23 protein-coding genes are annotated in these 26588 nt (G+C 53.1%); 13 read left to right on the top strand and 10 right to left on the bottom strand.

Going from position 1 to position 26588, the window contains the following annotated elements; all coding sequences use genetic code 11:
• Positions 1 to 50 precede the first annotated feature (50 nt).
• Positions 51 to 1343, bottom strand: coding sequence for a phosphoribosylamine--glycine ligase (purD, locus tag IEV97_RS11600; protein ID WP_188501668.1), 1293 nt, complete (start codon positions 1341 to 1343; stop codon positions 51 to 53).
• Positions 1344 to 1568: 225 nt separating this feature from the next.
• Positions 1569 to 3749 (bottom strand): DNA helicase RecQ, encoded by a 2181-nt coding sequence (gene recQ, locus IEV97_RS11595; protein ID WP_188501667.1) that lies wholly within the window; start codon positions 3747 to 3749, stop codon positions 1569 to 1571.
• 68 nt (positions 3750 to 3817) lie between these two features.
• Here recQ and IEV97_RS11590 point away from each other — a divergent pair, with 68 nt between their 5' ends.
• On the top strand, positions 3818 to 4789 hold the full coding sequence (locus IEV97_RS11590; protein ID WP_188501666.1) for a KpsF/GutQ family sugar-phosphate isomerase: 972 nt from the start codon (positions 3818 to 3820) through the stop codon (positions 4787 to 4789).
• A gap of 2 nt (positions 4790 to 4791) precedes the next feature.
• Complete coding sequence (locus tag IEV97_RS11585; protein WP_188501665.1) at positions 4792 to 5868, top strand: mannose-1-phosphate guanylyltransferase; 1077 nt, start codon at positions 4792 to 4794, stop codon at positions 5866 to 5868.
• 122 nt (positions 5869 to 5990) lie between these two features.
• Here IEV97_RS11585 and rlmB read toward each other — a convergent pair whose 3' ends face one another.
• From rlmB to IEV97_RS11565, 4 genes are all read right to left on the bottom strand, one after another.
• A complete protein-coding gene (gene rlmB, locus IEV97_RS11580; protein ID WP_188501664.1) occupies positions 5991 to 6836 on the bottom strand; it encodes a 23S rRNA (guanosine(2251)-2'-O)-methyltransferase RlmB in 846 nt (281 codons plus the stop codon).
• Positions 6809 to 8065 carry a GWxTD domain-containing protein gene (locus IEV97_RS11575; protein ID WP_229733909.1) on the bottom strand — a complete coding sequence of 419 codons (1257 nt, stop codon included), beginning with the start codon at positions 8063 to 8065 and terminating at the stop codon, positions 6809 to 6811. Before IEV97_RS11575 ends, rlmB begins: the two co-directional genes overlap by 28 nt.
• A gap of 90 nt (positions 8066 to 8155) precedes the next feature.
• The gene (locus IEV97_RS11570; RefSeq protein WP_188501663.1) at positions 8156 to 11110 is read right to left on the bottom strand and encodes a glycosyltransferase family 117 protein; all 2955 of its coding nucleotides are present in this window, start codon (positions 11108 to 11110) and stop codon (positions 8156 to 8158) included.
• A gap of 129 nt (positions 11111 to 11239) precedes the next feature.
• Positions 11240 to 11800 (bottom strand): T9SS type A sorting domain-containing protein, encoded by a 561-nt coding sequence (locus IEV97_RS11565; RefSeq protein ID WP_229733908.1) that lies wholly within the window; start codon positions 11798 to 11800, stop codon positions 11240 to 11242.
• Between the two features lie 800 nt (positions 11801 to 12600).
• Here IEV97_RS11565 and IEV97_RS11560 point away from each other — a divergent pair.
• Positions 12601 to 13197 (top strand): YceI family protein, encoded by a 597-nt coding sequence (locus tag IEV97_RS11560; protein ID WP_188501661.1) that lies wholly within the window; start codon positions 12601 to 12603, stop codon positions 13195 to 13197.
• Here the strand turns inward: IEV97_RS11560 and IEV97_RS11555 are convergent.
• Positions 13190 to 13939, bottom strand: coding sequence for a biotin--[acetyl-CoA-carboxylase] ligase (locus IEV97_RS11555; protein ID WP_188501660.1), 750 nt, complete (start codon positions 13937 to 13939; stop codon positions 13190 to 13192). The genes IEV97_RS11560 and IEV97_RS11555 overlap by 8 nt on opposite strands.
• Positions 13940 to 13988: 49 nt before the next feature.
• Here IEV97_RS11555 and rsfS point away from each other — a divergent pair, with 49 nt between their 5' ends.
• From rsfS to IEV97_RS11530, 5 genes are all read left to right on the top strand, one after another.
• Positions 13989 to 14363 (top strand): ribosome silencing factor, encoded by a 375-nt coding sequence (gene rsfS, locus IEV97_RS11550; protein WP_116541457.1) that lies wholly within the window; start codon positions 13989 to 13991, stop codon positions 14361 to 14363.
• Between the two features lie 69 nt (positions 14364 to 14432).
• Positions 14433 to 16568, top strand: a complete 2136-nt coding sequence (gene ftsH / locus IEV97_RS11545; protein WP_188501659.1) for an ATP-dependent zinc metalloprotease FtsH — start codon at positions 14433 to 14435, stop codon at positions 16566 to 16568.
• A gap of 12 nt (positions 16569 to 16580) precedes the next feature.
• A complete protein-coding gene (locus IEV97_RS11540; protein WP_188501658.1) occupies positions 16581 to 17231 on the top strand; it encodes a LutC/YkgG family protein in 651 nt (216 codons plus the stop codon).
• Positions 17215 to 17985, top strand: a complete 771-nt coding sequence (locus IEV97_RS11535) for a UDP-2,3-diacylglucosamine diphosphatase (RefSeq protein ID WP_188501657.1) — start codon at positions 17215 to 17217, stop codon at positions 17983 to 17985. Before IEV97_RS11540 ends, IEV97_RS11535 begins: the two co-directional genes overlap by 17 nt.
• A complete protein-coding gene (locus IEV97_RS11530) occupies positions 17948 to 18814 on the top strand; it encodes a hypothetical protein (RefSeq protein WP_229733907.1) in 867 nt (288 codons plus the stop codon). The genes IEV97_RS11535 and IEV97_RS11530 overlap by 38 nt, the downstream gene beginning before the upstream one ends.
• Here the strand turns inward: IEV97_RS11530 and IEV97_RS11525 are convergent.
• Both IEV97_RS11525 and IEV97_RS11520 read right to left on the bottom strand, forming a co-directional pair.
• Positions 18811 to 19140 carry a DMT family transporter gene (locus tag IEV97_RS11525; RefSeq protein ID WP_188501656.1) on the bottom strand — a complete coding sequence of 110 codons (330 nt, stop codon included), beginning with the start codon at positions 19138 to 19140 and terminating at the stop codon, positions 18811 to 18813. The genes IEV97_RS11530 and IEV97_RS11525 overlap by 4 nt on opposite strands.
• 83 nt (positions 19141 to 19223) lie before the next feature.
• Positions 19224 to 20102, bottom strand: coding sequence for a GNAT family N-acetyltransferase (locus IEV97_RS11520; RefSeq protein ID WP_188501655.1), 879 nt, complete (start codon positions 20100 to 20102; stop codon positions 19224 to 19226).
• A 156-nt stretch (positions 20103 to 20258) separates the two neighbouring features.
• Here IEV97_RS11520 and IEV97_RS11515 point away from each other — a divergent pair, with 156 nt between their 5' ends.
• The gene (locus IEV97_RS11515) at positions 20259 to 21422 is read left to right on the top strand and encodes a zinc-dependent alcohol dehydrogenase (RefSeq protein WP_188501654.1); all 1164 of its coding nucleotides are present in this window, start codon (positions 20259 to 20261) and stop codon (positions 21420 to 21422) included.
• Between the two features lie 79 nt (positions 21423 to 21501).
• Here the strand turns inward: IEV97_RS11515 and IEV97_RS11510 are convergent, their stop codons facing one another.
• The gene (locus IEV97_RS11510) at positions 21502 to 22917 is read right to left on the bottom strand and encodes a lipopolysaccharide biosynthesis protein (protein WP_188501653.1); all 1416 of its coding nucleotides are present in this window, start codon (positions 22915 to 22917) and stop codon (positions 21502 to 21504) included.
• A gap of 105 nt (positions 22918 to 23022) precedes the next feature.
• Here IEV97_RS11510 and IEV97_RS11505 point away from each other — a divergent pair, with 105 nt between their 5' ends.
• From IEV97_RS11505 to IEV97_RS11490, 4 genes are all read left to right on the top strand, one after another.
• On the top strand, positions 23023 to 23256 hold the full coding sequence (locus IEV97_RS11505; protein ID WP_188501652.1) for a hypothetical protein: 234 nt from the start codon (positions 23023 to 23025) through the stop codon (positions 23254 to 23256).
• Between the two features lie 23 nt (positions 23257 to 23279).
• Positions 23280 to 24782, top strand: coding sequence for a regulatory iron-sulfur-containing complex subunit RicT (locus tag IEV97_RS11500; RefSeq protein WP_229733906.1), 1503 nt, complete (start codon positions 23280 to 23282; stop codon positions 24780 to 24782).
• Positions 24775 to 25251: a gliding motility lipoprotein GldH gene (locus tag IEV97_RS11495; protein WP_188501650.1), complete on the top strand. Its 477-nt coding sequence runs from the start codon at positions 24775 to 24777 to the stop codon at positions 25249 to 25251. Before IEV97_RS11500 ends, IEV97_RS11495 begins: the two co-directional genes overlap by 8 nt.
• A gap of 197 nt (positions 25252 to 25448) precedes the next feature.
• Positions 25449 to 26549, top strand: coding sequence for an endonuclease/exonuclease/phosphatase family protein (locus IEV97_RS11490; RefSeq protein ID WP_188501649.1), 1101 nt, complete (start codon positions 25449 to 25451; stop codon positions 26547 to 26549).
• Positions 26550 to 26588 lie beyond the last annotated feature (39 nt).

The raw sequence follows: 26588 nt of genomic DNA, 5'->3' as shown, positions 1-26588 counted from the left end.
CCGGTGTTTCGCGAAACACCGGCTTTTGTTTTTATCCAGGTATAGCTCGCCTAGGGCATTGGCTGCTTCTGCAGGTCAAAGCCTATGTCACGACGGTAGTAGCGGTCGGTCCAGGTAATCGCTTCGGCTGCCTGGTTGGCTTTCGCCAGTGCTTCTTCCATGGTATCGCCCAGGCCCGTTACCGCAATCACACGGCCACCGTTATTCACGATCTTATCATTTACACGCTTTGTGCCGGCATGGAACACCAGGGTATCCGGGTTTACCTGACCCAGGCCAGAGATCTCCTTGCCTTTGTCAAAGCCCTCCGGATAACCACCAGACACCAGGAACACTGTGGCGGCCGTGCGCGGGTCTATCTCCAGTTTGAACTCGCCGAGTTTGTGGTCGTGCAGCGCCAGGAAAAGCTCAAACAGATCTGACTTGATGCGCGGCAGAATGGCCTCTGTTTCAGGGTCGCCCAGGCGCACGTTGAACTCGATCACGTAAGGGTCGCCGTTCACGTTCATCAGGCCGATGAACAGGAAGCCGGTATAGTCCAGGTTATCGGCCTGCATACCGCGGATGGTCGGCTCGATCACACGCTCACGCACCCTCTGCATAAAGGCCTCGTCGGCAAAAGGAACCGGCGAAATGGCGCCCATGCCTCCTGTGTTCAGACCTGCATCGCCTTCGCCGATGCGCTTGTAGTCTTTTGCCTCCGGCAGCAGCACATACTCTTTCCCGTCCGTCAAAATAAACACCGACACTTCTATACCTTGCATGTACTCCTCGATCACCACCTTGCTCCCGGCCTTGCCGAACTTATGGTTGCGCAGCATGGCCTCCAGGCTGTCAATGGCTTCATCAAAGGTCTGCGCAATGATCACGCCTTTGCCGGCAGCCAGGCCGTCGGCTTTGAGCACCACAGGGTAACTGTGCGAACGCAGGTACTCTACGGCATCGCGGTAGTTGGTTTCGGTGAATGTTTCGTAACGTGCCGTCGGGATGTTGTACTTCTGTAGAAAGGCCTTGCAGAAGTCCTTGCTGCCTTCCAGCATCGCACCCAGCTTTTTAGGGCCTACCACCAGCACGTCCCGCAGAAAATCCTTCTCCTGGAAGTAGTCGTGTATACCCTCTACCAACGTGTTCTCAGGACCCACCACCACCATCATGATGTTGAAATCGGTCACGAATTTGGCAACCTCATCGAAGTTGTGGATGTCGATTGCGCAGCTCGTATGAAACTCGTCTGTGCCTGCGTTTCCGGGTGCGACAAATATCTGCTGGGCGTATGGGCTCTGGCTCAGTTTCCAGGCAAGCGCATGTTCTCTCGCTCCGGAACCAATTATCAGTACGTTCATATTCTAATTGCTCGTTGTTATTCGGTGCTCCCAGCGTTGCCAAAAGCGTTGGCACGAAGTTATAAATTTATAAGGCGCAGTAAAGCACAAATCACGGTTTTTACTTTTCCTGCCAGGTATAGCTTAAAAAAAGAGACCGCTGCACTAATGCAACGGCCTCTCCCTGCTTTTTATTCTTCTTCCTGCTGATCGCTACCAAACAATCATCGATCAGCAAGCAACAATTTAGTTCGCATACTCCGACAAGAACTTGATACGCATCAGGCGCACATCCTCTTCGCTGTAGTCGTCCGTGCCAAGCTCCTTGAGCGCCACCGCTATGTTGTCAGTACTGGCACTCATGAAGTAGTCGTAGATCTCATCCTGGCGCTCATCGTCCAGAATGTTGTCGATGTAGTAGTTCAGGTTCAGCTTGGTGCCTGAGTAGCAAATGTGCTCTATCTCCTCGATCAACTCCTGCATGGTCAGGTCTTTGGAAGAGGCGATCTCCTCCAGGTCCACCTTTTTGTCTATCTGCTGAATGATGTAGATCTTGATCTTCGACTTGTTAACAGTGGTCTTTACCACCACATCAGCGGCCGTTACGATATCATTTTCCTCTACGTACTTGCTGATCAGGTCCAGGAAGGGCTTGCCGAACTTCTGCACCTTGCCCATACCTACACCGGCTATGTAGGCCAGTTCGTCGCGGGTAGTCGGGTATACGGTGGCCATCTCCTTCAGGGAAGGGTCCTGGAACAGCACATAAGGCGGCAGGTTTTTCTCCTTTGCCAGTTTCTTGCGTAGGTTTTTGAGCAAATCAAAAAGCACTTCGTCGTGGCCGGCAGATGCCTGCGTTTCCTCTTTCTCCTCGTCTTCTTTTACTTCCTGCTCAAAATCGTGGTCTTTGGTTAGTTGGATCGGATGCGGGTTGGCAATAAAGTCGAGCCCTTTCTGTGTGAGCTTCACGATGCCGAACTGCTCAATGTCCTTCTCCAGGTACTCGGAGAGCAACACCTGGCGCAGCACGGAGCTCCAGAACTGGGCGTCGTGCTCCTTGCCGGCGCCGAACACCTCCAGCTTGTCGTGGTCGTAGCTGGTCACGTACTGGTTGCGCAGGCCTGTCAGCACGGCTGTGTTGTGCTCGATGCTGAAGCGCTCCCCTGTCTGCTGAATGGTTTTGAGTGCCAGCAAGGCTTCGTTCTGCGCCTCGAAACGCTCTTTCGGGTGCAGGCAGTTGTCGCAGAAGCCGCAGTCTTTCTCGTAAGCCTCCCCAAAGTAGTGCAGCAGCTGCTTGCGGCGGCACACGGCCGAGTCGGCATAGGCGGCCATCTCCTGCAACAGTAGTTTGGAATTGTCGCGCTCAGTTACGGGTTTGTCTTTGTTGAATTTCTCCAGCTTGATGATGTCGTCGTAGCTGTAGAACATGATGCAGTTGCCTTCCAGGCCATCACGACCAGCACGGCCTGTTTCCTGGTAGTAACCCTCAATGGATTTCGGCGTGTCGTAGTGGATCACAAAACGCACATCCGGTTTGTCGATGCCCATGCCGAAGGCGATGGTCGCCACGATCACGTCGGCCTCCTCGTTCAGGAAAGCATCCTGGTTGGCCATGCGTATGTTGGAGTCCAGACCAGCATGGTAGGGCAGCGCCTTGATATCATTGACGCGGAGCAGCTCCGCGATCTCTTCCACTTTTTTGCGGCTCAGGCAGTAGATCACGCCGCTCTTGCCTTTGTGCTTCTTCACGTACTGGATCACCTGCTTCTTGGTGTTGTGCTTGGGGCGCACCTCGTAGTACAGGTTCGTACGGTTAAAGGACGATTTAAACACCGAGGCCTCGTCCATCTGCAGGTTGCGCTGGATGTCGAGCTGTACCTTCGGTGTGGCCGTGGCCGTCAGGGCGATGATCGGCAGGTTGCCGATCTGGTCAATGATGCCACGGATGCGGCGGTACTCCGGGCGGAAGTCATGCCCCCACTCCGAGATACAGTGTGCCTCGTCGATGGCTACAAAGGAGATATTGGAGGCACGCAGAAACTCAACCGTTTCCTCTTTGGTCAGCGATTCCGGCGCCACGTAGAGCAGCTTCACTTCGCCGGCCAGGGTTTCCTTCTTCACTTTGTTGATCTCCGACTTAGAAAGCGTGGAGTTCAGGAACTGGGCATTCACCCCGAAAGCGTTCAGTTGGTCCACCTGATTTTTCATCAGGGCGATAAGCGGCGAAATAACGATGGCAGTTCCCGGCAGCGAAAGGGCAGGCAGTTGGTAGCACAACGACTTGCCAGCTCCGGTCGGCATAATCACAAAGGTGTTCTTTCCGTTGATAATGTTGTTTATTATCAACTCCTGATTCCCCCTAAATTGATTATACCCAAAAACTTCCTTTAATTTGTTCTTGAGATTGATCTCCTGTTTGGTAGACATGTAATAAATCAGAAATTTAACTGTAAAGCAACGTATCCCCTGTAGGATACCTCTAACACAAATTTAAATTGAATCTTCTTAATAATATAGCCCTTACGGCAAAAAAAGTATTGACTGACGAAGCCGAGGCTATCGCCAGACTGGCAGATTTTATCGACGAACACTTCGAAGATTGCGTCAAAGCCATTTTGAGCATCAAAGGCCGTGTGGTGGTGACAGGTATAGGCAAGAGTGCCAACATCGCCACCAAGATTGTCGCCACCCTCAACTCGACGGGAACGCCCGCGCTCTTTATGCACGCGGCCGATGCCATTCACGGCGACCTCGGCATGATCCAGCCCGACGATTTTGTGATCTGCATCTCCAAGAGCGGGAACACGCCTGAGATAAAGGTACTTGTTCCTTTGCTCAAACGCAAAGGTGCCCAGCTGGCGGCCCTGGTTTCGAGCACCGACTCATACCTGGCCCAGAGCGCTGACTTCGTGCTGAACGCCTCGGTGGAGCGCGAAGCCTGTCCGCACAACCTGGCCCCTACTACCAGCACCACCGCTGCGCTGGCACTCGGCGATGCCCTGGCTGTCAGTTTGCTGGAGGCCCGCGGCTTCAGCAGCGCCGACTTTGCCACACTGCATCCGGGCGGCTCGCTGGGCAAGCGCCTATACCTGAAAGTGGACGACATTTTCCGCCAGAACATGGCCCCACACGTTTCAGAGAACGCCCCGCTGAAGGATATTATTATCGAAATTTCCTCTAAGCGGCTGGGAGCTACCGCTGTTGTAAAGGACGGAACGACAGAATTGGTGGGAATTATAACTGATGGCGATTTACGCCGTATGCTCAACAAATATGATTCGATAGAAGGTATACGCGCATCAGATATCATGACAGCCTCCCCTCTTTCCATAGAGCCTGAAACCTATGCCGCAGAAGCCCTTGCTATCATGCAGGAAAAAAACATCACACAACTCATTGTCACAAAAGCAGGTAAGTTCGAGGGATTCGTACACCTCCACGACTTGCTGAAAGAAGGACTCATATAGACATGAACGAAAACACTTTTGTGGTCATCATGGCAGGCGGCATCGGAAGCCGCTTCTGGCCATTTAGCCGTACCGATTTCCCAAAGCAGTTTCATGATGTACTGGGCGTAGGCGAAAGCATGCTCCAGATGACCATGAACCGATTCAGGGACATCTGCCCACCCGAAAACATATACGTGGTCACCAACCGCGACTATGAAAACCTGGTGAAGGAGCAGCTGCCTGAGCTGAGCGACAATCAGATCCTGCTCGAGCCGATCGGACGCAACACCGCTCCCTGCATTGCCTACGCATCCTGGAAAATTGCGCAGATCAACCCGAACGCCAACCTCATCGTGACGCCTTCGGACCACGTGGTACTGAAGCAGGACGCCTTTACCCAGGTCATCAAAAAAGCGGTGGAGGCTGCCGACAGCGACGACGTCCTCATCACCCTCGGCATTACGCCGAGCCGCCCTGACACCGGCTACGGGTATATCCAGTACATCGACGACGAGTCACAGACCATCAAGAAGGTAAAGACCTTCACCGAGAAGCCAAACCTGGAGCTGGCGCAGATGTTCCTCAACAGCGGCGACTTTGTGTGGAACTCCGGTATTTTCATCTGGAATGTGCAGAGCATTATGCGGGCCTTCAGACAGTACCTGCCTGAAATAAGCGAAATTTTTGAAGAGGGCGCCACCAGCCTGAATACGCCCAAAGAACCCAATTTCATTGTGAAAGCCTACTCGCATTGCCGTAACATTTCCATCGACTATGGCATTATGGAGAAGGTGGACAATGTGTACGTGGTGCTGGCCGACATCGGGTGGTCCGACCTGGGTACCTGGAACTCGCTTTACACCATCAATGAAAAAGACGAAGCCGGCAACGTGGTAGGCGGCGATGTGCTGCTTTACGATACCAAAAACTGCATCATCAAAACGCCTAAAGACCGCCTGGTGGTGGTTGAGGGGCTGGAAGGCTATATTGTGGCCGAACACGACAATGTGCTCATGATCTGCCGCCTGAGCGAAGAGCAGAAAGTAAAGGAATTCATGTCGGATGCCAAGTCTAAAAAAGGCGCTGACTACATCTAGCACACTGGCTATACCTGACAAGGTATAGTTCAGAACGAAAAAAGGGGAACGCTGACAGCAGCGTTCCCCTTTTTTATCTGTTTCCGGCAAGCTATACCTTCATTCGGTGAGGCTATACCTGCTTATCTCGGCTCGAAAGTATTCTGGCTGGAGTAACCGCTTTCGCGCAGGCGGTGGCTCATGGCTTCGTAAAGGATGATGCCGGTGGCAACCGATACGTTGAGGGATCCGATCTGGCCGATGAGCGGAATACGCAGCTTGGCATCGGCACGCTTCAGGTACTCCGGCGATATACCGTCTTCCTCGCTGCCCATGATAATGGCAGTCGGACCGACGAAGTCCACTGTGTTATCGGTCAGGTTATGCTCTGTCTTTTCGGTACAGGCAATGATCTGCACGCCATAGTCCTTGAGGTAGTCGATTGTGTTTTTCAGGTTGGGTTCGCGGCAGACAGGCACCAGGTGCAGGGCGCCGGCTGAGGTCTTAATCGCATCCGCATTGATCTGGGCTCCTCCCCTGCTCGGTATTACGATCGCGTCCACGCCCATACACTCGGCGTTACGGGCGATGGAACCGAAGTTGCGCACGTCCGTGATGCGATCCAGTATCAGCAGCAGCGGACTCTTGCCCTTCTCAAAAAGTGACGTTACGATCTCGTCCAGCGGCATGTACGTGATCGCTGAGATCAGCGCAACGGCTCCCTGGTGATTTTTGCGGGTCAGGTTGTTGAGTTTTTCGATCGGTACGCTGGCAACCGGTATATCGTGCTTTTTGGCCAGGTCAAGCAGTTCATCCGTGGTGGCATTTCGGGCACCCTTCTGCACAAAGATCTTCTCCAGCACCTTTCCGGCCAGCATGGCCTCTATGATCGGTCTGAGGCCGAAGATCATTTCCATTTTATCCTCCTTCGGAGTTCTGGGGCCGCCATAGCGGTTACCGCCTACAAATTTGTTATTCCTGCTCTCCATCTTGCTACAGTGCTGTACCAGTTCTCCTCGTACTCTCGGTTCCGTACCAGCTCAAAGTGATTTTCGGTAAAGGTATTCTCTTTTTTCGTAAATACGAACTTGACGTAGGGCGTCGCCTCCGATTCGCGGTAGATCCAGGTTTCGGCATCAGGGCTGACGCTCACGTTGTGCGGCTTGCCATAGATGATGTAGATCATGCCGCGGTCGGTGGCCCAGCCGGGCTTGAATGAGGTATAGAGCTTGTTCGCCGTCTCGACACGGGTATAGTAGGTGCGGATCAACTCGCGCGCCAGTTTCTTGTCTTTGGCTATTTTTAGCCAGAAGGCATCCACGGCCGCTTTCTGATCCTGCGTATTGTAGAGCGCCTCCCGCTCGGCTGAAGTGGTTAGGTAAATAAGTGGGGTGATCATGTCCTGCACGCGGGTGATGAGCGGATAGGTGCCGCCTTGCACCACCAGCCCCTGCGTGGCGCCTGATCCGGTGCGCAGCAGGTATAGCCCCTCTTGCTCTAAACGAAAGGTATCCAGAGCAGCCATTGCCAGCGAGTCTCCTGCGACCTGCGGCACAACCGGCATAGTTTCTTGTCTCGTCGACATCGGGGGTAAAGCAGGCTGCAAGGTATAGTCCACCTGTTGCATCCTGAAAGTAGTGTTGGTATCGCTTGGCTGCCACAGGTATAGGCTGTCGGAAGTAGTCGCAAAGCCACGCAGCAGCGGCGCATTCGTCCGTACCTGCAGCAGCATAAAGTCTTTTCGCAGCATGTTGGGGCTTAGTGCCAGTCGGTGAGACACACCCAGGCGCTCCTGTCCGGCCAGCTTCATCCAAAGCCGCACCTGCATGGTATTGCCCGCCGTTGCATACCTGGCAGGTATCGTCACCGGCACCTCCAAGGTCCCGTTCGACGCCACCCTGTACTGTGGCAGCACCTGCACCGTATCGCGCAGCAGGAGCATGTCCCGTTCGGTGCTGCCTGACCGGATGGTGAAGTCCACACGGTCAGCGGCCTGCGTCAGGTCGAGCAACTGCCGGAGTTCTTCAAAGCGAAGGATCAGGTGCAGGCTGTCGGGGGTGCTGTAGTAGCCGTGCTGCAGCACCACCTCGGGCTGCTCTGATCTGGCGGCAACGGGCGCAGTGTCGCGGTACATCGGCGCGTAGGCAATGTCGGAGCTACCGCACGAGGAGAGCAGTAGCAGTACGGACAGGCAGGTAAGAAGACTTATCTGTTTCATTAGCTTGAAGATAAAGCAGGCACCCGAAAATAGCAAAAGCCGAACACACAAACGGGTTCGGCTTTTGTACTGTTTAACTCTCTATTTTGTTTAACGCCGCATACGCTGCAGATATTGCACAAACACGTCCTGCAGTTCTTTTGCCTTCTGCTCTTCGCCGATGGCCTGCGCCTCGCCTATGAGCTGCTGCATGATAAACAGGTTGGTTTGTATCTCCATGTCAAACAGGGCGCCTTTTTCGAGGTAGTAGTCCACTGACTCACGCGAGTTTTTGGCCATGTCTTCCCACAGGCTCTTCGCTCGTTCCTCTTCACCTAAATCCGCCATAATGGAAATAAACTGCGGCGTATAGTAGTCGTAAGGCACGGTGCTTGGCGGCAGCTGCTCAAAGCAGTGGTCCACCAGTTCCTTGGCGCGGGCATTGTCGCCGCTCATCAGGTACTCAGCGGCCAGCTTGCCGAACTTGTCGCGGGCATTGGCGGCGAAACGGAAGTAGTTTTCGTCGTAGAAGATGCTCGGGTCGTTGAAGTTGCGGAAGCTGAAGTTCATCATGTTCTTATACATGAGCTCCTTGTTCAGGAAGCCCGGCGCCTCCTCGCTGCTTACCTTCACAGGCACTACGCGGTAGGCGAGCCCCTCAAGCTGGAAGTATTCCGACAAGCCCATAAAATCGGCGCTGTTCACGGTCGTGGAGAAGTATACCGGGCGCTCCCACTCGTTTGTGGACAGCAGGTCCAGTATGATCAGGTGCTTCTTCTCGAGCAGCGACTTGTTGATGGTCCACTGCATGCGGTCCGTGATCTGGTCCTGGAAGTCTTTGGCGACAAAGCCGGCCTGCGCTACTTTGTTCTTGTCCACATCCAGGAAGAAATTTTTAGTCGGAAAACTCAGTAGCGAGGTACCGCTGCCTGCCTGCACCTGCAGCGCCGGATGGTTCTGACGCACCAGACTGATGAATTGCTTCAGGTCTATACCTGCCGCCACCTGCTGGCGCTCTACGTACGGCAGGTAGTCGTTGGTGCCCTGGCGGTAGTTCTCGTTCTCGAGCGTCAGCGGCCACGGATCAGACTTGTAAGCCTGGCGCTTCATCTGGTCGATGTACCAGTCGGTGTTCAGGTAGCTGAGCACGGCCACGCGCACATCGGTACGGTAGCCTTCCACCTCCTGCGCATACCACAGCGGGAAGGTGTCGTTATCGCCGTTGGTGAACAGGATGCCGTTTGGCGCTACTGAGTCCAGCAGGTTCTTAGCGGAGTCTACAGAGTGGTAGCGGTTGGAGCGGTCGTGGTCGTCCCAGCCTTCGGCGGCCAGTATACCTGGCACGGCCAGACCGATGACGGTGGCAATAGCGCCGCTGGTCGTGACATTGCGCAGGCCGCGGTTCAGCAGCTCGGCTATGCCCAGCACCCCCAGCCCGATCCAGATGGAGAAGGCGTAGAAGGAACCCGCAAAGGTATAGTCACGCTCGCGCGGCTCGATGGGCGGCTGGTTCAGGTATAGGGCAATGGCTATACCTGTAAAGAAGAAGAGCAGGCCCACAATAAAGGCATCGCGCTCGTTCTTGCGTATCTGGTAGATCAAACCGACAATGCCGAAGATAAGGGGCAGCAGGTAGAAGGTGTTGCGCGCCTTGCTGTTGGCTACCCGGTCAGGTACGCCGTCGGTTGGTTTGCCAAACCACAGCACGCCCGACTGTTGCACGTCACTTTCGCGGCCCACAAAGTTCCAGAGGAAATAGCGCCAGTACATGTGGCCAAGCTGGTAACGGAAAAGGAAACTCAGGTTCTGGCCAAACGTTGGCGCCTGTCCTTCCCGGAGGTCTACCCATTTTTTATACTCCTGGAGGTGCTGCGGATTGTCGCTGTAGATGCGCGGCAGCAGGGTTTTGTCTTTGCTGTCGTAAATGGTTTCGAGCTTACGACCAGCCATTACGTATTTGTCTTTGCCCTTCACGTAACGAGGAGCTCCTTCTTCCTGGGCCACAGGCTGCGCGTTGTACTGCGGTCCGTAGAGTAGCGGACGGTCACCGTACTGCTCACGCTTCAGGTAAGACACAAAACTCAGAATATCGTCTGGTGCATTTTCGTCAATCGTCGGGTTGTAGGATGACCGGATCGGGATGATCATGTAAGACGAGTAGCCGATCAGGATAAAGGAGAAACAAAGAAGGGCCGTGTTTAGCACCCGGATGTTATGCTGGATAGAGTAGCGTATACCGTAGATGATGGCCGCTACCAGCAGAATCACAAAGAAGATGATACCCGAGCCGAAAGGCATTCCCAGTGAGTTGACGAAGAACACCTCCACATTGCCGGCCAGCGACGGCAGACCAGGTATAATGCCCCATAGAATGGCCATCACGATCACGGCACTGATCATAAACGCGATCAGGCCGCCTTTCCAGGTCGGTCTGTACAGACGGAAGTAGTAGATAAAGGCCAGCGCAGGTATAGCCACCAGGTTCAGCAAGTGCGCCCCGATCGAAAGGCCGATGAGGTAGGCGATCAGAATCAGCCACTTATCCGAAAGCGACTCTCCCACCTTCGACTCCCAGCGCAGCATGGCCCAGAAAACGATGGCCGTGAAGAAAGACGACATGGCGTATACCTCGGCTTCTACCGCTGAGAACCAGGCGGAGTCCGTGAAGGTGTAGGCCAGCGCACCCACGGCACCAGCGCCCATGATCAACACGGTCTGTCCCTTGGATGGTGCTACTCCCTCCACCTTCACCAGCAGGCGGCGCGACAGGATGGTAATGGACCAGAACAGGAACAACACGGTAAATGAGCTGCAGAGCGCAGAAAGGAGGTTCACCCACCAGGCCACCTGGGTTGGATCGCCGGCGAACATGGAGAACATACGGCCTACCAACAGGTAGAACGGCGCCCCCGGGGGGTGCGGTACTAAGAGCTTGTAAGAACAGGCGATGAATTCGCCCGCGTCCCAGAAACTGGCAGTAGGTTCCAGCGTCAATACATACACGGCGGTCGCGATCAAAAACACGAGCCAGCCTACGAGGTTGTTTATCTTGCGATAATCCGTCATAGCAATTTACAAATATTCAGCGTCGAAAATACTAAATAAATTGGTGCCTGCGCACCTTTGAAGAGTCTGCCATAAAAAAAAGCCAGTCTCTCAACTGGCTTTCGCTCTTGTAAGGGGTATAGCTCCCTTTTATTTTTGAAGGATCAAACGCTTCGTTTCCACGGTCTTATCGTTCACGAGCAGGCTGTAAAAATACACCCCGGCCGGGTATCCTGTCATATCGAGCACGAAAACATTGGAGTGCGTTACCGGCAGCTCGTGCGTCTCCATCACCTTACCGATCGTGTTCGATATCTTCAGCTTGTAGTTTTCAGCCATACCCACCTGCGACAGCTGCACCCGGGTAATGCCACGCGAAGGATTCGGGTAAGCATTGATCGAGGGCGTCTGACGCTCAGGCGACGGCATAAAGGCCATGTAAGAGTTGATAACGAACCTGGATGAGCTGGCGTAGGCCGTTTCTGTCAGGTATAAGCTTTTGCTCTTGTTTTTGGTGTAATCCTTCACCCAGGCGGCAGTTCTGGCATTTTCAGCACGCACGTTTGCTTCGGCTTTCCTCTCAGGAACGGCTTTCCAGGCGGAGCTACCGCCTTCATTGGCGGAGAGGGTGCCCGCCTCTTTTAAGCGGCCATCGGCCGTTACACTGTATGCTGCCAAATGCGAAACCGCAAAGACAGCCGTTATTATCATTTTTGTAAAAGTTCTCATATATCACACCTCGCTTTTCTAAAGGTCCTGGCCACGAGCTGGCAGGCTGTCAAAGATATACCAAAATATAGTAAATAGAAAAAATCTAATTAAAAATGCAGGATACTATAGAAATAGCTATACCTGTAATTTTTACTGTTTTGGATTCGCTCAGACATTATCAAGAACCATGCCTTTCAACACCCTTTGCACCACCATGACCCCATACCTATACCTGAGGTTGCATCGCACCCAGCCAAATCACTCCTCCCGCGCCCTGTGTTACGGCAACAGAAATTGAACTTACACTTTGCAGTTCTGCTACTCAAGAAGCCTCAACAATATTAATATTATACTATACTACCGATCTCTACCACGCATCGCATATCTTCATTACCCTGATTCCATAATTCACTGTCAAAAACCAAAAATGGCTTAAAGAGGATTTATAAAGATAAAAAGAATCTGATTGAACTATAGAGCCATACATAGAAAATGTGCAACTCATCAGCAGGCGCCCCGTTACATCAAAAACAAGCAACTCATTGGACTAATCTTTTTTGCACAGTATCAAATCCGTTAGTCCGATATTTTTAAAAATAATTGGCAGCAACAACGTTTTCGCAAGAAACAGATCAGACACCTATACCTGAAGCAACAAAGGAACGCGCAGCGATTGGAGAAGCTAAAAACCAAAAAAATCCCAGTGACCGGTTATTTTTAGTGAACGGGCTCAACTATCTCTGCTCAGACTAGTTAAATAAAAGGAAGGAAAGCTTACCCGATGAGAAGACGAGACATGTATGAAAAAGCTACTCCTAATTGTATTATACAGCCTTTACTGGCTCCTCCCGCAGGCACAGGCCCAGACAGGCACCTATAAGGGCATCGGAACCATCGTGTTCGAGGCTGGTGCTCCCTTCAACCTGATTAAAGGCACTTCCGAGTCCGCCAACGGGTTGATTGACCTGGAGACAGGCAAACTCAGATTCGACGTCCCCATCACCTCATTCCAGTTTCTGAACTCGCTCATGCAGGAGCGCTTCAACGACAAGTACATGCAGAGCGGCCGCTTCCAGAAGGCGACCTTCGTAGGGAAAATCACTGAAAAAGGCCCTGTTTCAGCCAAGGGGGAGGCGAAAGTAACTGCGGCAGGCATACTGACCATCCACGGCGTTTCTAAAAAGAGAACCATTACCGGCACGATCGTGCAGAAGGGAAACACCTGGCAGCTTGTAACTGATTTTCCGGTCAAGCTGGCTGACCACCACATCCAGGCGCCCAGGCTAAGTTCGGGCTATGGCGCCAGCACCATGAACGTGTCGCTCAAAATGCCGCTTACGCCCACAGAGCCTGAACCGCAGCAGATCATGGCCATCAAAAAGTTCAGCTTCAAATAAGGTAGGCGATTTCCTTGAAAGCGAAGTAGCGCAGTCCGCCATCCACTTCGAGGGCCAGCCTGCCATCTTCGTCCACCCCCATAATGCGGCCCTGTACCTGTTCCGGACCGATCTGATACCCATGCTCCTCCTGGTAGCGGTACAGCGTCTGCAGGTATTCATACTTTAGTTTATCGATTTTCCCGCTGCGAAGCTCCAGGTAGCGTTTTTCGAGCAGCTCGAGCAGCCTGCTCACCAATCTTTTCACGTCGAGTTGCGTACCTATTTCGGCTGCCAGCGAAGTGGCCGTGCCGATTCCGAAATGAAGCTGATTTACGTTTAAACCAATCCCTACGATACTGTGTTGTATGGATTGACCGCTAACTGTGTTTTCTATCAGAATCCCGCCAAGCTTCCTGTCCTCGAAGTAAAGGTCGTTGGGCCATTTGACACGGGCCTGCCCCAGCCCCTGTTCGCGCAACAGGTCAAGCGCCGCCAGCGAAACCGCCATGTTGAGGTAAAACTGGTGCCTGACAGCCAGAAAAACAGGTGACAGAATTACAGAAAGTGTGATATTTTTACCGGGCGCTGCCTCCCAGGTGTTGCCCCGCTGACCGCGGCCATGCGTCTGCTCATCGGTAAGCACCACACAGCCCTCTGTGGCCTCATTTTTGAGGAGTAGCTGCTGGGCTTCTGAGTTGGTGGATGCACATACCGGCAGAAAAAACAGCTGCTGGCCCATAAAGAGCGTATTAGGCACCATACATTGAACAGAATTTAGTACTTTTGTAAATCAAATTTAAGTAGTACAAATGAAAGAAACCAAGGCTGAGGCCAATTCAGACATATTGGCAGAGCTTGTAGTAAAAGGCATGCAGGAAAAGAAAGCCAGCAATATCGTCGTTCTTAACCTGAAGTCACTCAAAAATGCCGTATCTGATTACTTTGTGATCGCATCCGCATCATCAGACTCGCAGCTTGACGCTATTGCGTCTTCCATAGAAGAAGAAATATTCAAAGCCGTACGCCAGAATCCCTGGCAGAGCGAAGGCCGCACCAACAAAGAATGGGTGCTGCTCGACTACGTAGACGTAGTGGCGCACGTGTTTCTGAAAGACAAGCGCGAATTCTATGCGCTTGAGGAACTATGGGGTGATGCCAACATCAAGCGTATAGAGGATGCTTAACCCCGAAGAAGGAATCCCGAACAAAGAGGGGTTCCTTCCTGTATTTCATGTATCTGAAACAACACATTCATGGCTGAAAAGAATAATAAAGGAAATAATAACAAGAAGAAAAAGCCGATGATACCCCAGACGCCCCCACGGCCTACGATGCAGCTGTGGATGCTGGCGGTACTCATCCTACTTATTTTCGGACTCACCTGGCTTAACAAGAGCAACGCCTCCGTAGAAACCACCCAGCAGAACTTCGAAGAGATGCTGCTCAGTAACGATGTGAAGAAACTGACCATCGTGAACGGCAAAATCGTGGAGATATACCTGAAGGATGAGGCCCTGAAGAACGAAAAGTACAGCCGCGAGCTGTCAGGTCGTGGCAATCTAGGCAGCGTGGACCAGGGTCCGCACTACCACTTCACCATTATCACGGCAGAGTCTTTTAAAGAGGACTATGAAAAGCTGCAGGAGAACATCCCGCGTGAGAACCGGGTGCCTTATACCATCGAGACACGCACCGGCTTTGCCGACTTCTTCTTCCAGTGGGGCTTCCTGATCCTGTTGCTGTTTGGTTTCTGGTTCCTGATGCGCCGCGTAACAGCGGGTGGCGCAGGCGGCCAGATCTTCAACATCGGCAAGTCGAAGGCTGCCCTGTTTGACGCCGAGAACAAAGTGAAGATCACGTTCAAGGACGTGGCGGGCCTGGAAGAGGCGAAAGAAGAGATCCAGGAGATTGTGGAGTTCCTCAAGAATCCAAGCAAATTCACCATCCTGGGCGGTAAAATCCCGAAAGGGGCACTCCTGGTAGGCCCTCCGGGCACAGGTAAGACCTTACTGGCCAAAGCGGTGGCCGGTGAAGCCGACGTGCCGTTCTTCTCGCTGTCAGGTTCTGACTTCGTGGAGATGTTCGTAGGTGTGGGTGCGGCCCGTGTGCGTGACCTGTTCAAGCAGGCGAAAGCCAAGGCACCATGTATCATCTTCATTGACGAGATTGACGCCATTGGCCGTCACCGTAGCCGTGGCGCCACGCCAGGCGGTAACGACGAGCGCGAGAACACCCTGAACTCCCTGCTGGTAGAAATGGACGGTTTCGCGACTGACTCAGGCGTAATCATACTGGCAGCCACTAACCGCCCTGACACCCTGGATTCGGCTCTGCTTCGCCCGGGTCGTTTTGACCGCCAGATCAGCATCGACAAGCCAGACATCAACGGCCGTACTGAGATATTTGACGTGCACCTGAAGCCGCTTACGCTGTCTGCTGATGTTGATGCCCGTAAGCTGGCAGCCCAGACGCCTGGTTTTGCCGGTGCCGAAATTGCCAACGTGTGCAACGAGGCCGCTCTGATCGCTGCCCGCCGCAACAAGAAGGCAGTTGATCAGCAGGACTTCAACGACGCCATCGACCGTGTGATCGGTGGTCTGGAGAAAAAGAACAAGATTATCTCTCCGGGTGAGAAGAAAATCGTGGCTTACCACGAAGCGGGTCACGCCATTGCAGGCTGGTTCCTGGAGCATGCCGATCCGTTGGTAAAAGTGAGCATTGTTCCACGTGGCGTTGCCGCGCTGGGCTATGCGCAGTACTTGCCAAAAGAGCAGTTCCTGTACACCACTGAGCAGCTGATCGACGAGATGTGCATGGCCCTGGGTGGACGCGCCGCTGAAGAACTCGTGTTTGGAAAGATCTCGACGGGCGCTTTGAGTGACCTGGAGCGTATCACCAAAATGGCTTACAGCATCGTGACGATGTATGGCATGAACGCTAAAATCGGCAATGTGTCGTTCTACGATTCGAAGCAGACGGATATGACTTTCAACAAGCCGTATTCTGAGGCCACCGCCGAAACCATCGACAACGAAGTACGCAACATCATCGAAACCGCTTACATCCGCACCAAGCAATTGCTGACGGACAAGGCAAGAGAACTGGAGATAGTAGCGCAGGAGTTGTTGCAGAAAGAGATTCTGTTCCAGAGTGATCTGGAGCGACTGGTTGGCAAACGTCCTTTTGACGAGCTCACGACCTACCAGGCACACACTGCCGGCACGGATCGCAGCAAAACAAAGAGCGAAGTAAGCCAGGAGCAGCATCCGGTGGAGGTTGGACAGACGGAGCACCCTGAACAAAATGGCCAGGGCAGCGTGCCGGGCACACCCATTCAGAATGATGCGTCTGCTAATCCGAACGATACCATCAATAGCAGAATTGCTTGATAAACTCCGAGCATGTACGAAGCAAAATCGAAAGAAATTGTATTAAGAAGAGTAAGAGAGGCGCTGGCTAAGTCAGCGCCTTTTCTGCCTCCCACCCCTGACTTCAGCTCGCCGCTGCACTTGCCCTTGTCTGAAGATCAATCCATTGCCTTCGCGCAGGCTTTTATCGCCAACAGCGGTCTTTTTGTATACTGCGAAGACGAAGAGGACTTTTTCGACCAGCTTTTCAATTTAAAGAGAGAGCAGCAGATCGAGTTCCTGCACGTTTGGGAGCCTAACCTGCAGAACATCCTCTACCAGGCAGGTATAGATTTCACCTCCGCAGAAGAGGACTTTATCCAAAAAGCGCAGGCCAGCCTCACTACCTGCGAAGCCCTCGTGACACGCACCGGCAGCATTCTGGTGAGTTCAGGCAATGCCGGTGGCCGACGCTTGAGCATTTACCCGGAAACGCACATGGTCGTAGCCAAAGCCAGCCAACTGGTGCCCGACATCAAAGACGGCCTGCAGCGGGTGCGCAACAAGTATAAGGAGAATTTCCCTTCCATGGTATCGCTGGTGAGTGGCCCGAGCCGCACGGCCGATATCGAAAAAACATTGGTAATGGGCGCTCACGGCCCAAAACAGCTCGTACTTTTCCTGATAGATGACCTTCCACATTGACCAGCTGGCCCCCGGCCAGAAAGTGTATTTTGCCTCTGACTTTCACCTGGGTGTACCCGACGCCGAGCAGAGCCGCGCCCGCGAGAAAAAGATCGTGCGCTGGCTCGACTCCGTAAAGCACGACGCGGCGGCCATCCTGCTGCTGGGCGACATATTCGATTTCTGGTTTGAGTACCGCCACGCTATACCCAAGGGTTTTATAAGGCTGCAGGGTAAACTGGCCGAACTGACCGATGCAGGTATACCGGTGCTTTTTTTCACGGGAAACCACGACATGTGGATGTTCGACTACTTTCCGGAAGAGCTCAATATCCCCATTATCCGGGAACCTATTTCCACCAAATTTGGTGGCTACAAATTCTACATCGGGCACGGCGACGGTCTGGGCCCGGGCGACCATACCTACAAAGTGCTCAAGAAGGTGTTCAATAACAAAGCCTGTCAGTGGATGTTTGGCTGGCTGCACCCCAACGCAGGTATAGGCATCGCCAACAGGTGGTCGCGCAGAAGCCGCATCAGCAACACCAAGGAAGACGAAAAGTTTTTTGGGGAGGAGGAATGGCTGGTGCAGTACTGCAAAGAAGTGGAAAGCGAGCAGCACCACGATTTCTATGTATTCGGTCACCGCCACCTGCCCCTCGACATGCCGATTAACGGGGACAGCAGGTATGTGAACCTGGGAGAGTGGGTCAATTTTTGCTCTTACGGCGTATACGATGGCAAGGACCTTAAACTCGCGTATTTTGAACAGTAGGCTATACCTGGGCGCAGCGCTATACCTGCTGCTGGCCATGCTGGCTATACCTGCATTTGCCCAGCAGCCTGACTCATCGGTTACGCTCACCTTTAGCCATAGCTTTGCCATCTCCTCTCCTGCCACGGTTTCCGTTGCCCGAAACGGCAGCGTATACCTGATGGACACAGGCCAAAACCTGTTCGTACTCGACACACTGGGCAGACCGGTTAACACTTTTTCGCCGCCCAGCCGTGGTCGTATTACGGCTGTCGAAGCCTGGAACCCGATGAAGGTCTTTCTCTTTTACGAAGACCGACAGGAGCTCACCCTGCTCGACCGCTTTTTGCGCCCCATTGCCAACACCCGCCTGACGGACCTGGGATACATGGGCAACGTGCAGGCAGCCACCCTCACCTCCGACGATAGCTTCTGGCTCTTCAACGAGTCGGACTTTACGCTTAGCAAACTGGACCTGCGATACCAGAAACCCATCATCGAAACCCCGCTCAACCTTATTCTGGACAAAGCCCGTTTTGATGTGCGCTTTATCCGGGAGTACCAGAACATGGTCTACTTGCTCGATTACAATAGCGGTATCTATGTGTTCGACAACCTGGGTAACTACAAAAAGAAGCTGCCCTTTACGGGTGTGTCTTATATTTCTTTCAAGGGCAACGAGCTATACTTTCTGAAAGACAACGCGCTGCACTTTTTTGATCTGTACAAGCTGCAAGAGCGCACCCTGTCCCTTCCGGCCGACAAAAACTACCTCTCCGCCCTGATCAGCAACAACACGCTATACCTGTTCTCCAAAGAGCAGGCCGATGTGTACCTCCTCAGCCGCTAATTGCTTTCGGCAAAGTATTTCAGCCCCACCACACCGGCCACGATCATCAGCAGGCACAGGATTCGCATCAGGTCTTTGGGCTCGTTGAGGAAAACCATGCCCAGAATGGCGGTGCCCGCGGCTCCTATACCTGTCCAGATAGCATAGGCGGTGCCGAGCGGCAATGTCTTCATGGCCTGCGCCAGCAGGATAAAGCTCAGGATCATCACGATGACGGTTACGATGCTGATCAAAGGTTTCGAAAAGCCCTCGCTGTACTTCAGACCAAAGGCCCATCCTATTTCGCATATACCTGCCAGAATCAGGTAAAACCACGCAGTACTCATATGATTAGGTTTTGAAGAGCCTTGAAGCTCCGGTGATAAAAAAACAGGCTGCAAATTAGGCAGATTAAAGAGGACCGCCATACTCATTGCAGGCGCAGGAGCATTTCATGCTGCGTGAGAAAGCGTTTGAGATGGATCCGCTCTAAAAAATTCGCCAGCGTGGTACTTGTCTGGTCTATGTTGAGCAGCAGCAGAGCAGGTGCCTGCGTATGTTTTATGGCTTCTTTCAGCAGTGCCTTGGCTATCCCCTGGTTGCGATTATCCTGCTGCACGGATAACTGGGCAATTGCTCCCGTGCGTGGAAAAAAAGCAACGTAGCCCACCAGTTGTTCTTCTGCATAAGCCTCCAGCACCAATTTCTGATCGGGATTTCTGCAAAAAGCCTCTTTGGTGTTTTGCCAACTTGGGCTTATATCGCAGAAACCAGCATAGGCTTTCCAATCGGGCTTAACTGCCTGCCTGATATCCACTGTAGGCTCTGGCTCTTCGCCTGAGAGCAGTAACTCCCCAACCGGGCTTCGATAGCAGTCCAGTGTACGGACTACCCCAAACCCGATGGAGCGGTATACCTTATAGGCGGCCGCATTGCCTTTAATCACCTCCAACAAACATTGCTCTACACCACTTTCGCGCAGTTTGGGTAGTAGAAATTCGTAGAGCCGCTTGGTAAGTTGGTTTCCCCGGTGCTCAGGCAGCACACCCGTGCCCGCGTTGTAAGCGGTAGGTATACCCTGCCACTCCCCCAGTCCCGTGAGGATAAAGCCCACCAATTGCCCGCCGTAGAAAGCGCCCGCACAAAAGGTGGGCTCTACTCCTTCCCGCTTGAACTTCATGGCAAACTCCTCCCTGCTTACCTTGATGGGGATGACGTAGTCGGCAAAGGCGGCCACGAAGGTATCGTACAGCGCGGGAATATCGTGCTCGCGCAAAAACGAGAAAGTATAGGAAGCTTGCGTTTGCATGCAGTTTAGTTTTAAGGTATAAGTACCGGTTACAACAGCAACAGCCTGACCGACACGCCTTTCGCAATAACCCGCCTTCACTGCTTACCGTTAAACTGAAGTACTGTAAAATACAAAAGCTTACAGAAGCTAATACGAAAACCTAAAAAATAAACTATGAAAGCAGCAGTATTCCACAAAATGAAAGATATCCAGGTTGAGACCATTGATGACCCCAGAATAGAGGACGCGCGCGACTGTATCCTTCGGGTTACCTCCACGGCCATTTGCGGCTCCGACCTGCACATCTACAACGGCATGGTGCCCCAGGCCCGCGATATGGTGATGGGCCATGAGTTCATGGGCATTGTCGAGGAAGTGGGAACAGGCGTGAAAAACCTGAAGAAAGGTGACCGTGTAGTCGTGCCCTTCCCTATTTCCTGCGGTACCTGCCACTTCTGCAACATGCAGCTGCCCACGCACTGCGAAAACTCCAACCCGGAAAACTATGGTCCTGAAGGAGAAGTCCCGATGATGAAAGGCGTCGGGGCAGCCCTGTTTGGCTATACCGATATCTACGGCGGTTACAACGGCGGACAGGCAGAGTATGTGCGCGTGCCCTACGCCGACTATGGTCCCCGCAAAGTACAGGACAGCCTGACAGACGAGCAGGTGCTTTTCCTGACCGATATCTTCCCTACCGGCTGGGCCGCCATTGACTGGGCGCAACTAAAGGGCGGTGAGACAGTGGCCGTGTGGGGCTGCGGCCCGGTTGGCATCATGGCCATGAAATCGGCCTGGCTGCAGGGGGCCAAGCGGGTAATAGGTATAGACATTCAGCCCTACCGTCTGGAGATGGCACGCAAATCAGCCAATGCAGAAGTCATCAACTACGCTGAAGTAGACGCCGTGCAGGTGATCCGCGATATGACCGGCGGCTACGGCGCTGATGTGTGCGTGGATGCCGTAGGTATGGAGGCCGACCGCAACGTGCTGGAAAAAGCCATGAACGTCGTGCAGATGGAGAAAGGCACGATGAAAGTACTCGAAAAGTGCATGGATTCTGTGCGCCGCGCAGGCACTGTGTCAGTGGTTGGGGTTTACGGCTCGCCTTACAACAACTTCCCGCTCTACAAGTGGTTTGACAAGGGTTTAACCTTGCGGGGTGGCCAGGCTTGGGTGCACCGCTACATCGATCACCTCATATCGCTGGTGCAGGAGGGCAAAGTGAAACTCGATGATATCATTACCCACACCGTGCCGCTGGCGGAAGCTTCGCGCATGTACGACATCTTCAACAAAAAAGAAGACAACTGCCTGAAGGTAGTACTGAAGCCATAATCTGGAGACCACTTAGAAAGAAACCAGCAGCAGGCTTATACCTTGCTGCTGGTTTTTTGCTTTGGAAGCTACAGCCTTCCTAGACCTGTACCCTGCTCCTGTATTTCCAAAAAGCCATCATCCCTACACTCAAACTCAAGAGTGTAATCAAAGCTTTTTGCCACACCGCCACTTCCCGCAACTGGTAAGCCAACACTAGCAAGGCAATCGTCGCCAGCAGCCACCAAATGGCATGGTAGCGCACCAGGGTCAGCTCTTTGTATACTTTCAGGAAAAAGCCCGCGTAACCCATGTACATGAGTGCGGCAAAGGTGGTGTAGGCTGCCATCTGAAAACCAAAAAGCGGCACTAGTATCAGGTTGAGCACGATGTTGCCTATACCTGCCACGGTGGAAATGCGCCAGAGTTTGTTTGTTTTCTCGTGGAAGGTGAGCAGGTTGATGACGGCCATGTACATGGGCCGGAAGTTATACCCCATCAGAATGACGATGGCCAGCGGATAAGCCTGTTGCAATTCCTCGTTGCGGATCAGGAAGTCGAAAATTTCCTTCATCCAGAGGCTCCCGATAAATGTGCCGATGAAAAAGAGCAGCTGCAAGGTATAGGTCATGTAGCGGGCCTGGAGCGCGGCTTCTATGCTTTTCGTCTGCGCATAAAGCTTCATGTAAAGCGGTGTTGCCGCCTGCACCACGGCAAAGCTGGCCGACGCGAAATAAATCCCGAAATTCGATGCCACGTTGTAAAGTCCTATCCGCCCGACAGGGGTGCCCAGCACATCCAATACCAAACGATCCGAAGTGTCGAGCATAAAGAAAGAAAACCCGTGCGGTACTGCTGGTAGTGAAACTTTGAGACTGTGCCGGATGCGGTGCCATTTAAAATGAAAGATAGGCCAGAGTTTTTGCCTGGCAATAATGAAGAAACTCACCACAAAGCCTGCTGCCGTCGAAATGGTGCTGGCATAGAACCAGCCCATATACCCCATTTGGAGTTCTGCGATAAAGTAGATGGTCAGGATGACGTTCACGCCCCCCATCAGGAAGGATCGCAGTGCAATGGGGAGCGGCCGCTGGGTGTGCAGGCAAAACATCCCCCCAAACAGATCAGTAACCACAAAAAAGACCATGGGAATCCCGACAAGCAGCGCGATGAGAGACCGGTTATCATGCGCATCGGCAGGTATGGCTAAATAGATAATCCCCATCGAGGCAAGCCCATAAAGCACCGACCAACTGGTCAGAAAACCATAAAGCTGACGCCAGATCCATTGGAAACGGTTGGGGTGCCGCGCAAAGCTGTTTTCCATCACCACCGTAAATCCCAGCGACTGCAGCATGATCAGGGCACTATAATAGGCTGTCACGACCCCTGCCACCCCATAATCAACCGGGGTCAGGTGCTGCGTGATCAGTGGCAGGGCCAGCACACCCGCCAGGCGGGGGATCTGTGCAGACAGGCCGTAGATCGCAGCGTGTGACAGGAGTTTTCGAAGCATCCTCTAAAATTAGGTGATAATCCATTCACAGCCATACCTATCAGAATGCATTTTCAGAAATCACCATATCCCATGCTATATAAACTCCCGTAAAAGCACTAATTTATGCCCCGGTCTGTTAAAGACCGCAGGTACAAATGCTGTCATGATGAGCAAAAGCTCAAAAAAGTAGTATATTTGTTAATTCAGACAATAAGAAAACAAGAAGCCTCACGGCTATATAGGAGATATAAAAAGTGGGATGTAGTTCATGTTCTAGTGGCGGATGCAGCACCGGCGAAAAGCCAGGCGGCTGCAAAAGCAACGGCGGTTGTAGCACAGGAGGCTGCAATCGTTTAAATGTGTTCGACTGGCTCAGCGATATGGAGATTCCAACCGCGTTTGAGGAGTTCGACATTGTAGAAGTAAGATTCAAGGGAGGACGTAAGGATTTCTTCCGCAACATAAACAGACTCGACCTGACCACCGGCGATCCGGTGGTAGTAGACGTACCCAATGGGCATCACATCGGCACCGTATCGCTGAAAGGTGAACTCGTGCGCCTGCAGATGCTTAAGAAAAAGGTGGACAACAACGAGGAGATCCGCACCATCTACCGCATCGCCAACGAGCGCGATCTGGAAAAGCTGCGCGAGGTGCAGGAGCAGGAAGCGACTACCATGTACCGCTCCCGCGAGATCATCCAGCAGACTGGCCTCAAGATGAAACTATCAGATGTGGAGTTCCAGGCCGACCGCTCCAAAGCAACGTTCTACTACTCTGCCGACGACCGTGTCGATTTCCGTGACCTGATCAAAAAGCTGGCCGAGGAGTTTAAGGTACGCATCGAGATGCGCCAGATCAGCCTGCGTCACGAGGCCGGCCGCTTAGGTGGCATCGGCTCCTGCGGACGCGAACTGTGCTGCTCTACCTGGCTCACCGATTTCAAGAGTGTATCGACTACGGCGGCGCGTTACCAGAACCTGTCGCTCAACCCGAGCAAACTGTCGGGCCAGTGCGGGCGCCTGAAGTGCTGCCTCAATTACGAGCTCGAAACCTACATGGAGGCGCTCAAGGACATCCCTACTGTGTCGCGTCCGTTGCAGACCAAGCAGGGTGATGCCATGCTGCAGAAAACCGACATCTTCAAAAAGATGATGTGGTTCGGCTACCGCGGCGACAACAACTGGTACCCTGTTCCGGTGGAGCGTGTGCACGAGATCCTCAAAATGAACAGCCAGGGCGTTGTACCTGAAACGCTGGTGGAGGAGCCTGTACAAGAATCCAGGCAGAACGAATTTGTAGCTCAGGTAGAGGGCAGTTTGGAGCGCCTCGACGACAAGTTCAAGAACAAGAAAAAGAAGAAAAAGAAGAAAAAGTCGGCTGGCGATAAGGTAGAAGGCTTGTCCGGAAGTGGCGTGCAGGACACAGAAACCCGCGAACCACGCGCCCCGCGTGAAGATAGAGGACCACGTGAAGGCAGAGGACAGCGTGATGGCCGTGGTCGTGACAGGGGTCCGCGCGAGGCAAAACCCGTTGACCAGCAGCAACAGGCGAAAGCGGAACTGCCTGCAACGGGAACGGATGGAGCGCCTGCCGAACAGGGCCAGCGTCCTAAAAAGCAGCGTCCGCCACGCAACCGCGGCAACCGCGAAGGACGGGAAAACAGGGAGGACAGACCGCCAAGAGCAGACGACAGGCAGACCCGCGAGCCAAGACCGGCACGGGAAGGTGGCGCCCCCAGACAGCCGCGTGGTGAAGGCAGACCGGAAGGCCAGCAACCGCAGGGCGAAGGTGCCCCGCAGCAGCCGAAACGTCAGCGGTCACGCAGACCAAACCGAGGCCCGAAACCAAACCAACCAAAATCACCTCCGACAGATGCGTAACATGATGCTTATGCTGGCAGTAGCGGGCACCCTTCTACTGTCGGCTTGCGATCCTTCGCGGGTATATGAGCAGAACGTAGAAATGCCCGACAAAAACTGGACAGTAGACAATGCGCCTGTGTTTGAGTTTGCCATCGAGGACACCACCAAGCGGTATAACGTGTACTTCAATGTGCGCTACTCCCTGGCTTACGATTACTATAACCTATACCTGCAGCACCGCCTCACGGCCCCTGACAGCAGTATGGTATCGTCGTCGCTAACCGAATTGCACCTGATGGATGCCAAAACAGGCAAGCCGGAAGGAAAAGGCTCGAGCGATATCTACGATGTACAGTCGCTTGTGCTGAAGGAGGTGGCACTCCCGCAGGTGGGCACTTACCGCCTGCAACTGACACAGTACATGCGCCGCGATCCGCTTCCCAATATCCTGGCAGTGGGTGTGCGCGTGGAAGAAGCTGCCAAGTAGGACCATACACGATCATTGAAAAAAAAGACCGGAGCTAGCATGTAGCTCCGGTCTTTTTTTTTGTGCGCACTCATGCTCTATACTTTAAAGCGAACGCTTTATACCCTAACAAGAAACAGCAGGCTCTTACAACAAAAAATTACGGTTGAAAGTATGCAGTATATCTTACTGTCCTATACCTAATTGCTTGCAACTGTATGAAGCTCACCCTCCAGATAGCCGGATTCGTTCTGACGCTATTTTCTTTCCTGCCTCTTATCAAATCCCCCTTGTGGTGGATCAGGGTGCTTGACTTTCCCCGCCTGCATGTGGCCATACTCCTCACAGGTGTACTGGTGGCCTACGTGGTGCTTTATGGTGTGACGGGTGGTGCAGTTGAGATCGCGATGCTCGCACTTTGGGTGCTGGCTATTGCGAATGAATTGCGCTACGTGTATTTCTTTACGCCGCTCGCTCCGATTGAAGCTCTGCGTACGGAAGTACAGGCGCCAGCCAACACTCTCACTTTAATGGTCTCGAATGTGCGCATGACCAACAAAAAGTATGAGATTTTTTTGCAGCTCGTCCTGCACACCGACCCTGACATTGTGCTGATTAACGAGCCCAACCAGGCATGGCACGAACACTTGCAGCCCGAACTCGACAAGCGCTTCCCCTATGCCATCAAAAAGCCGCTGGAGAATACATACGGCATGCTGCTCTACAGCAAGTTCAAGCTTCTGGACAGTGAGATTCGTTTTATGGTGGAAGACGATATCCCTTCGTTTTTCACGGTGGTGGAACTGCCAAGCGGCCTCCAGTTTGACTTGTACACGGTGCATCCGCAGCCGCCCAGGCTCATGCAGAACACGGAGACCCGCGAAGCGGAACTCCTCATCGCGGCGAAGGTTGTCAAGAAATCCCATCGCCCTTCTATCGTGGCTGGCGACCTGAATGATGTGGCCTGGTCGAGCACCACTAAACTGTTCAAGCAGATAAGTGGCATGCTAGACCCCCGGGTCGGTCGCGGCTTTTACAACACCTACAATGCCTACATACCACTTTTCCGCTACCCCCTGGACCATGTCTTTTATGACCCATCATTCCGGTTGGTGCACATGGAGCGACTGCCAAAGTTCGGATCCGATCACTTCCCGATTCTGATCACACTCAACTATGAGCCGAAGAATCAGGAAGAACAGCAGCCTCCCAAAGCCGGCGCAGACGACCACGAAGAAGCCAATGAGCTGATACAGGAAGGGTTGGAAAAAGGCGAGGAGCGCAATGGGGAAAAGAAGACTGAAAATGGTATGAAATAAAAAACCCGCTCAGATAACTGAGCGGGTCAAAATAGATGA

The organism is Pontibacter amylolyticus (assembly GCF_014638845.1).
Taxonomy (GTDB): Bacteria; Bacteroidota; Bacteroidia; order Cytophagales; family Hymenobacteraceae; genus Pontibacter; species Pontibacter amylolyticus.
Note: the sequence above shows the minus strand (reverse complement) of the source record. Positions and strands in the feature narration are given on the sequence as shown.

What these genes read in the sequence shown, in the direction of transcription:
- IEV97_RS11535 (WP_188501657.1), top strand. Translation starts at nt 17,215, where the DNA reads ATGACCTTCCACATTGACCAGCTGGCCCCCGGCCAGAAAGTGTATTTT.
- recQ (WP_188501667.1), bottom strand. Translation starts at nt 3,749, where the DNA reads ATGTCTACCAAACAGGAGATCAATCTCAAGAACAAATTAAAGGAAGTT.
- rlmB (WP_188501664.1), bottom strand. Translation starts at nt 6,836, where the DNA reads ATGGAGAGCAGGAATAACAAATTTGTAGGCGGTAACCGCTATGGCGGC.
- IEV97_RS11490 (WP_188501649.1), top strand. Translation starts at nt 25,449, where the DNA reads ATGAAGCTCACCCTCCAGATAGCCGGATTCGTTCTGACGCTATTTTCT.
- IEV97_RS11510 (WP_188501653.1), bottom strand. Translation starts at nt 22,917, where the DNA reads ATGCTTCGAAAACTCCTGTCACACGCTGCGATCTACGGCCTGTCTGCA.
- IEV97_RS11585 (WP_188501665.1), top strand. Translation starts at nt 4,792, where the DNA reads ATGAACGAAAACACTTTTGTGGTCATCATGGCAGGCGGCATCGGAAGC.
- IEV97_RS11570 (WP_188501663.1), bottom strand. Translation starts at nt 11,110, where the DNA reads ATGACGGATTATCGCAAGATAAACAACCTCGTAGGCTGGCTCGTGTTT.
- IEV97_RS11500 (WP_229733906.1), top strand. Translation starts at nt 23,280, where the DNA reads ATGGAGATTCCAACCGCGTTTGAGGAGTTCGACATTGTAGAAGTAAGA.
- IEV97_RS11575 (WP_229733909.1), bottom strand. Translation starts at nt 8,065, where the DNA reads ATGAAACAGATAAGTCTTCTTACCTGCCTGTCCGTACTGCTACTGCTC.
- IEV97_RS11495 (WP_188501650.1), top strand. Translation starts at nt 24,775, where the DNA reads ATGCGTAACATGATGCTTATGCTGGCAGTAGCGGGCACCCTTCTACTG.
- IEV97_RS11540 (WP_188501658.1), top strand. Translation starts at nt 16,581, where the DNA reads ATGTACGAAGCAAAATCGAAAGAAATTGTATTAAGAAGAGTAAGAGAG.
- ftsH (WP_188501659.1), top strand. Translation starts at nt 14,433, where the DNA reads ATGGCTGAAAAGAATAATAAAGGAAATAATAACAAGAAGAAAAAGCCG.
- IEV97_RS11525 (WP_188501656.1), bottom strand. Translation starts at nt 19,140, where the DNA reads ATGAGTACTGCGTGGTTTTACCTGATTCTGGCAGGTATATGCGAAATA.
- IEV97_RS11565 (WP_229733908.1), bottom strand. Translation starts at nt 11,800, where the DNA reads ATGATAATAACGGCTGTCTTTGCGGTTTCGCATTTGGCAGCATACAGT.
- IEV97_RS11560 (WP_188501661.1), top strand. Translation starts at nt 12,601, where the DNA reads ATGAAAAAGCTACTCCTAATTGTATTATACAGCCTTTACTGGCTCCTC.
- IEV97_RS11530 (WP_229733907.1), top strand. Translation starts at nt 17,948, where the DNA reads ATGGCAAGGACCTTAAACTCGCGTATTTTGAACAGTAGGCTATACCTG.
- IEV97_RS11505 (WP_188501652.1), top strand. Translation starts at nt 23,023, where the DNA reads ATGCCCCGGTCTGTTAAAGACCGCAGGTACAAATGCTGTCATGATGAG.
- IEV97_RS11520 (WP_188501655.1), bottom strand. Translation starts at nt 20,102, where the DNA reads ATGCAAACGCAAGCTTCCTATACTTTCTCGTTTTTGCGCGAGCACGAT.
- rsfS (WP_116541457.1), top strand. Translation starts at nt 13,989, where the DNA reads ATGAAAGAAACCAAGGCTGAGGCCAATTCAGACATATTGGCAGAGCTT.
- purD (WP_188501668.1), bottom strand. Translation starts at nt 1,343, where the DNA reads ATGAACGTACTGATAATTGGTTCCGGAGCGAGAGAACATGCGCTTGCC.
- IEV97_RS11515 (WP_188501654.1), top strand. Translation starts at nt 20,259, where the DNA reads ATGAAAGCAGCAGTATTCCACAAAATGAAAGATATCCAGGTTGAGACC.
- IEV97_RS11555 (WP_188501660.1), bottom strand. Translation starts at nt 13,939, where the DNA reads ATGGTGCCTAATACGCTCTTTATGGGCCAGCAGCTGTTTTTTCTGCCG.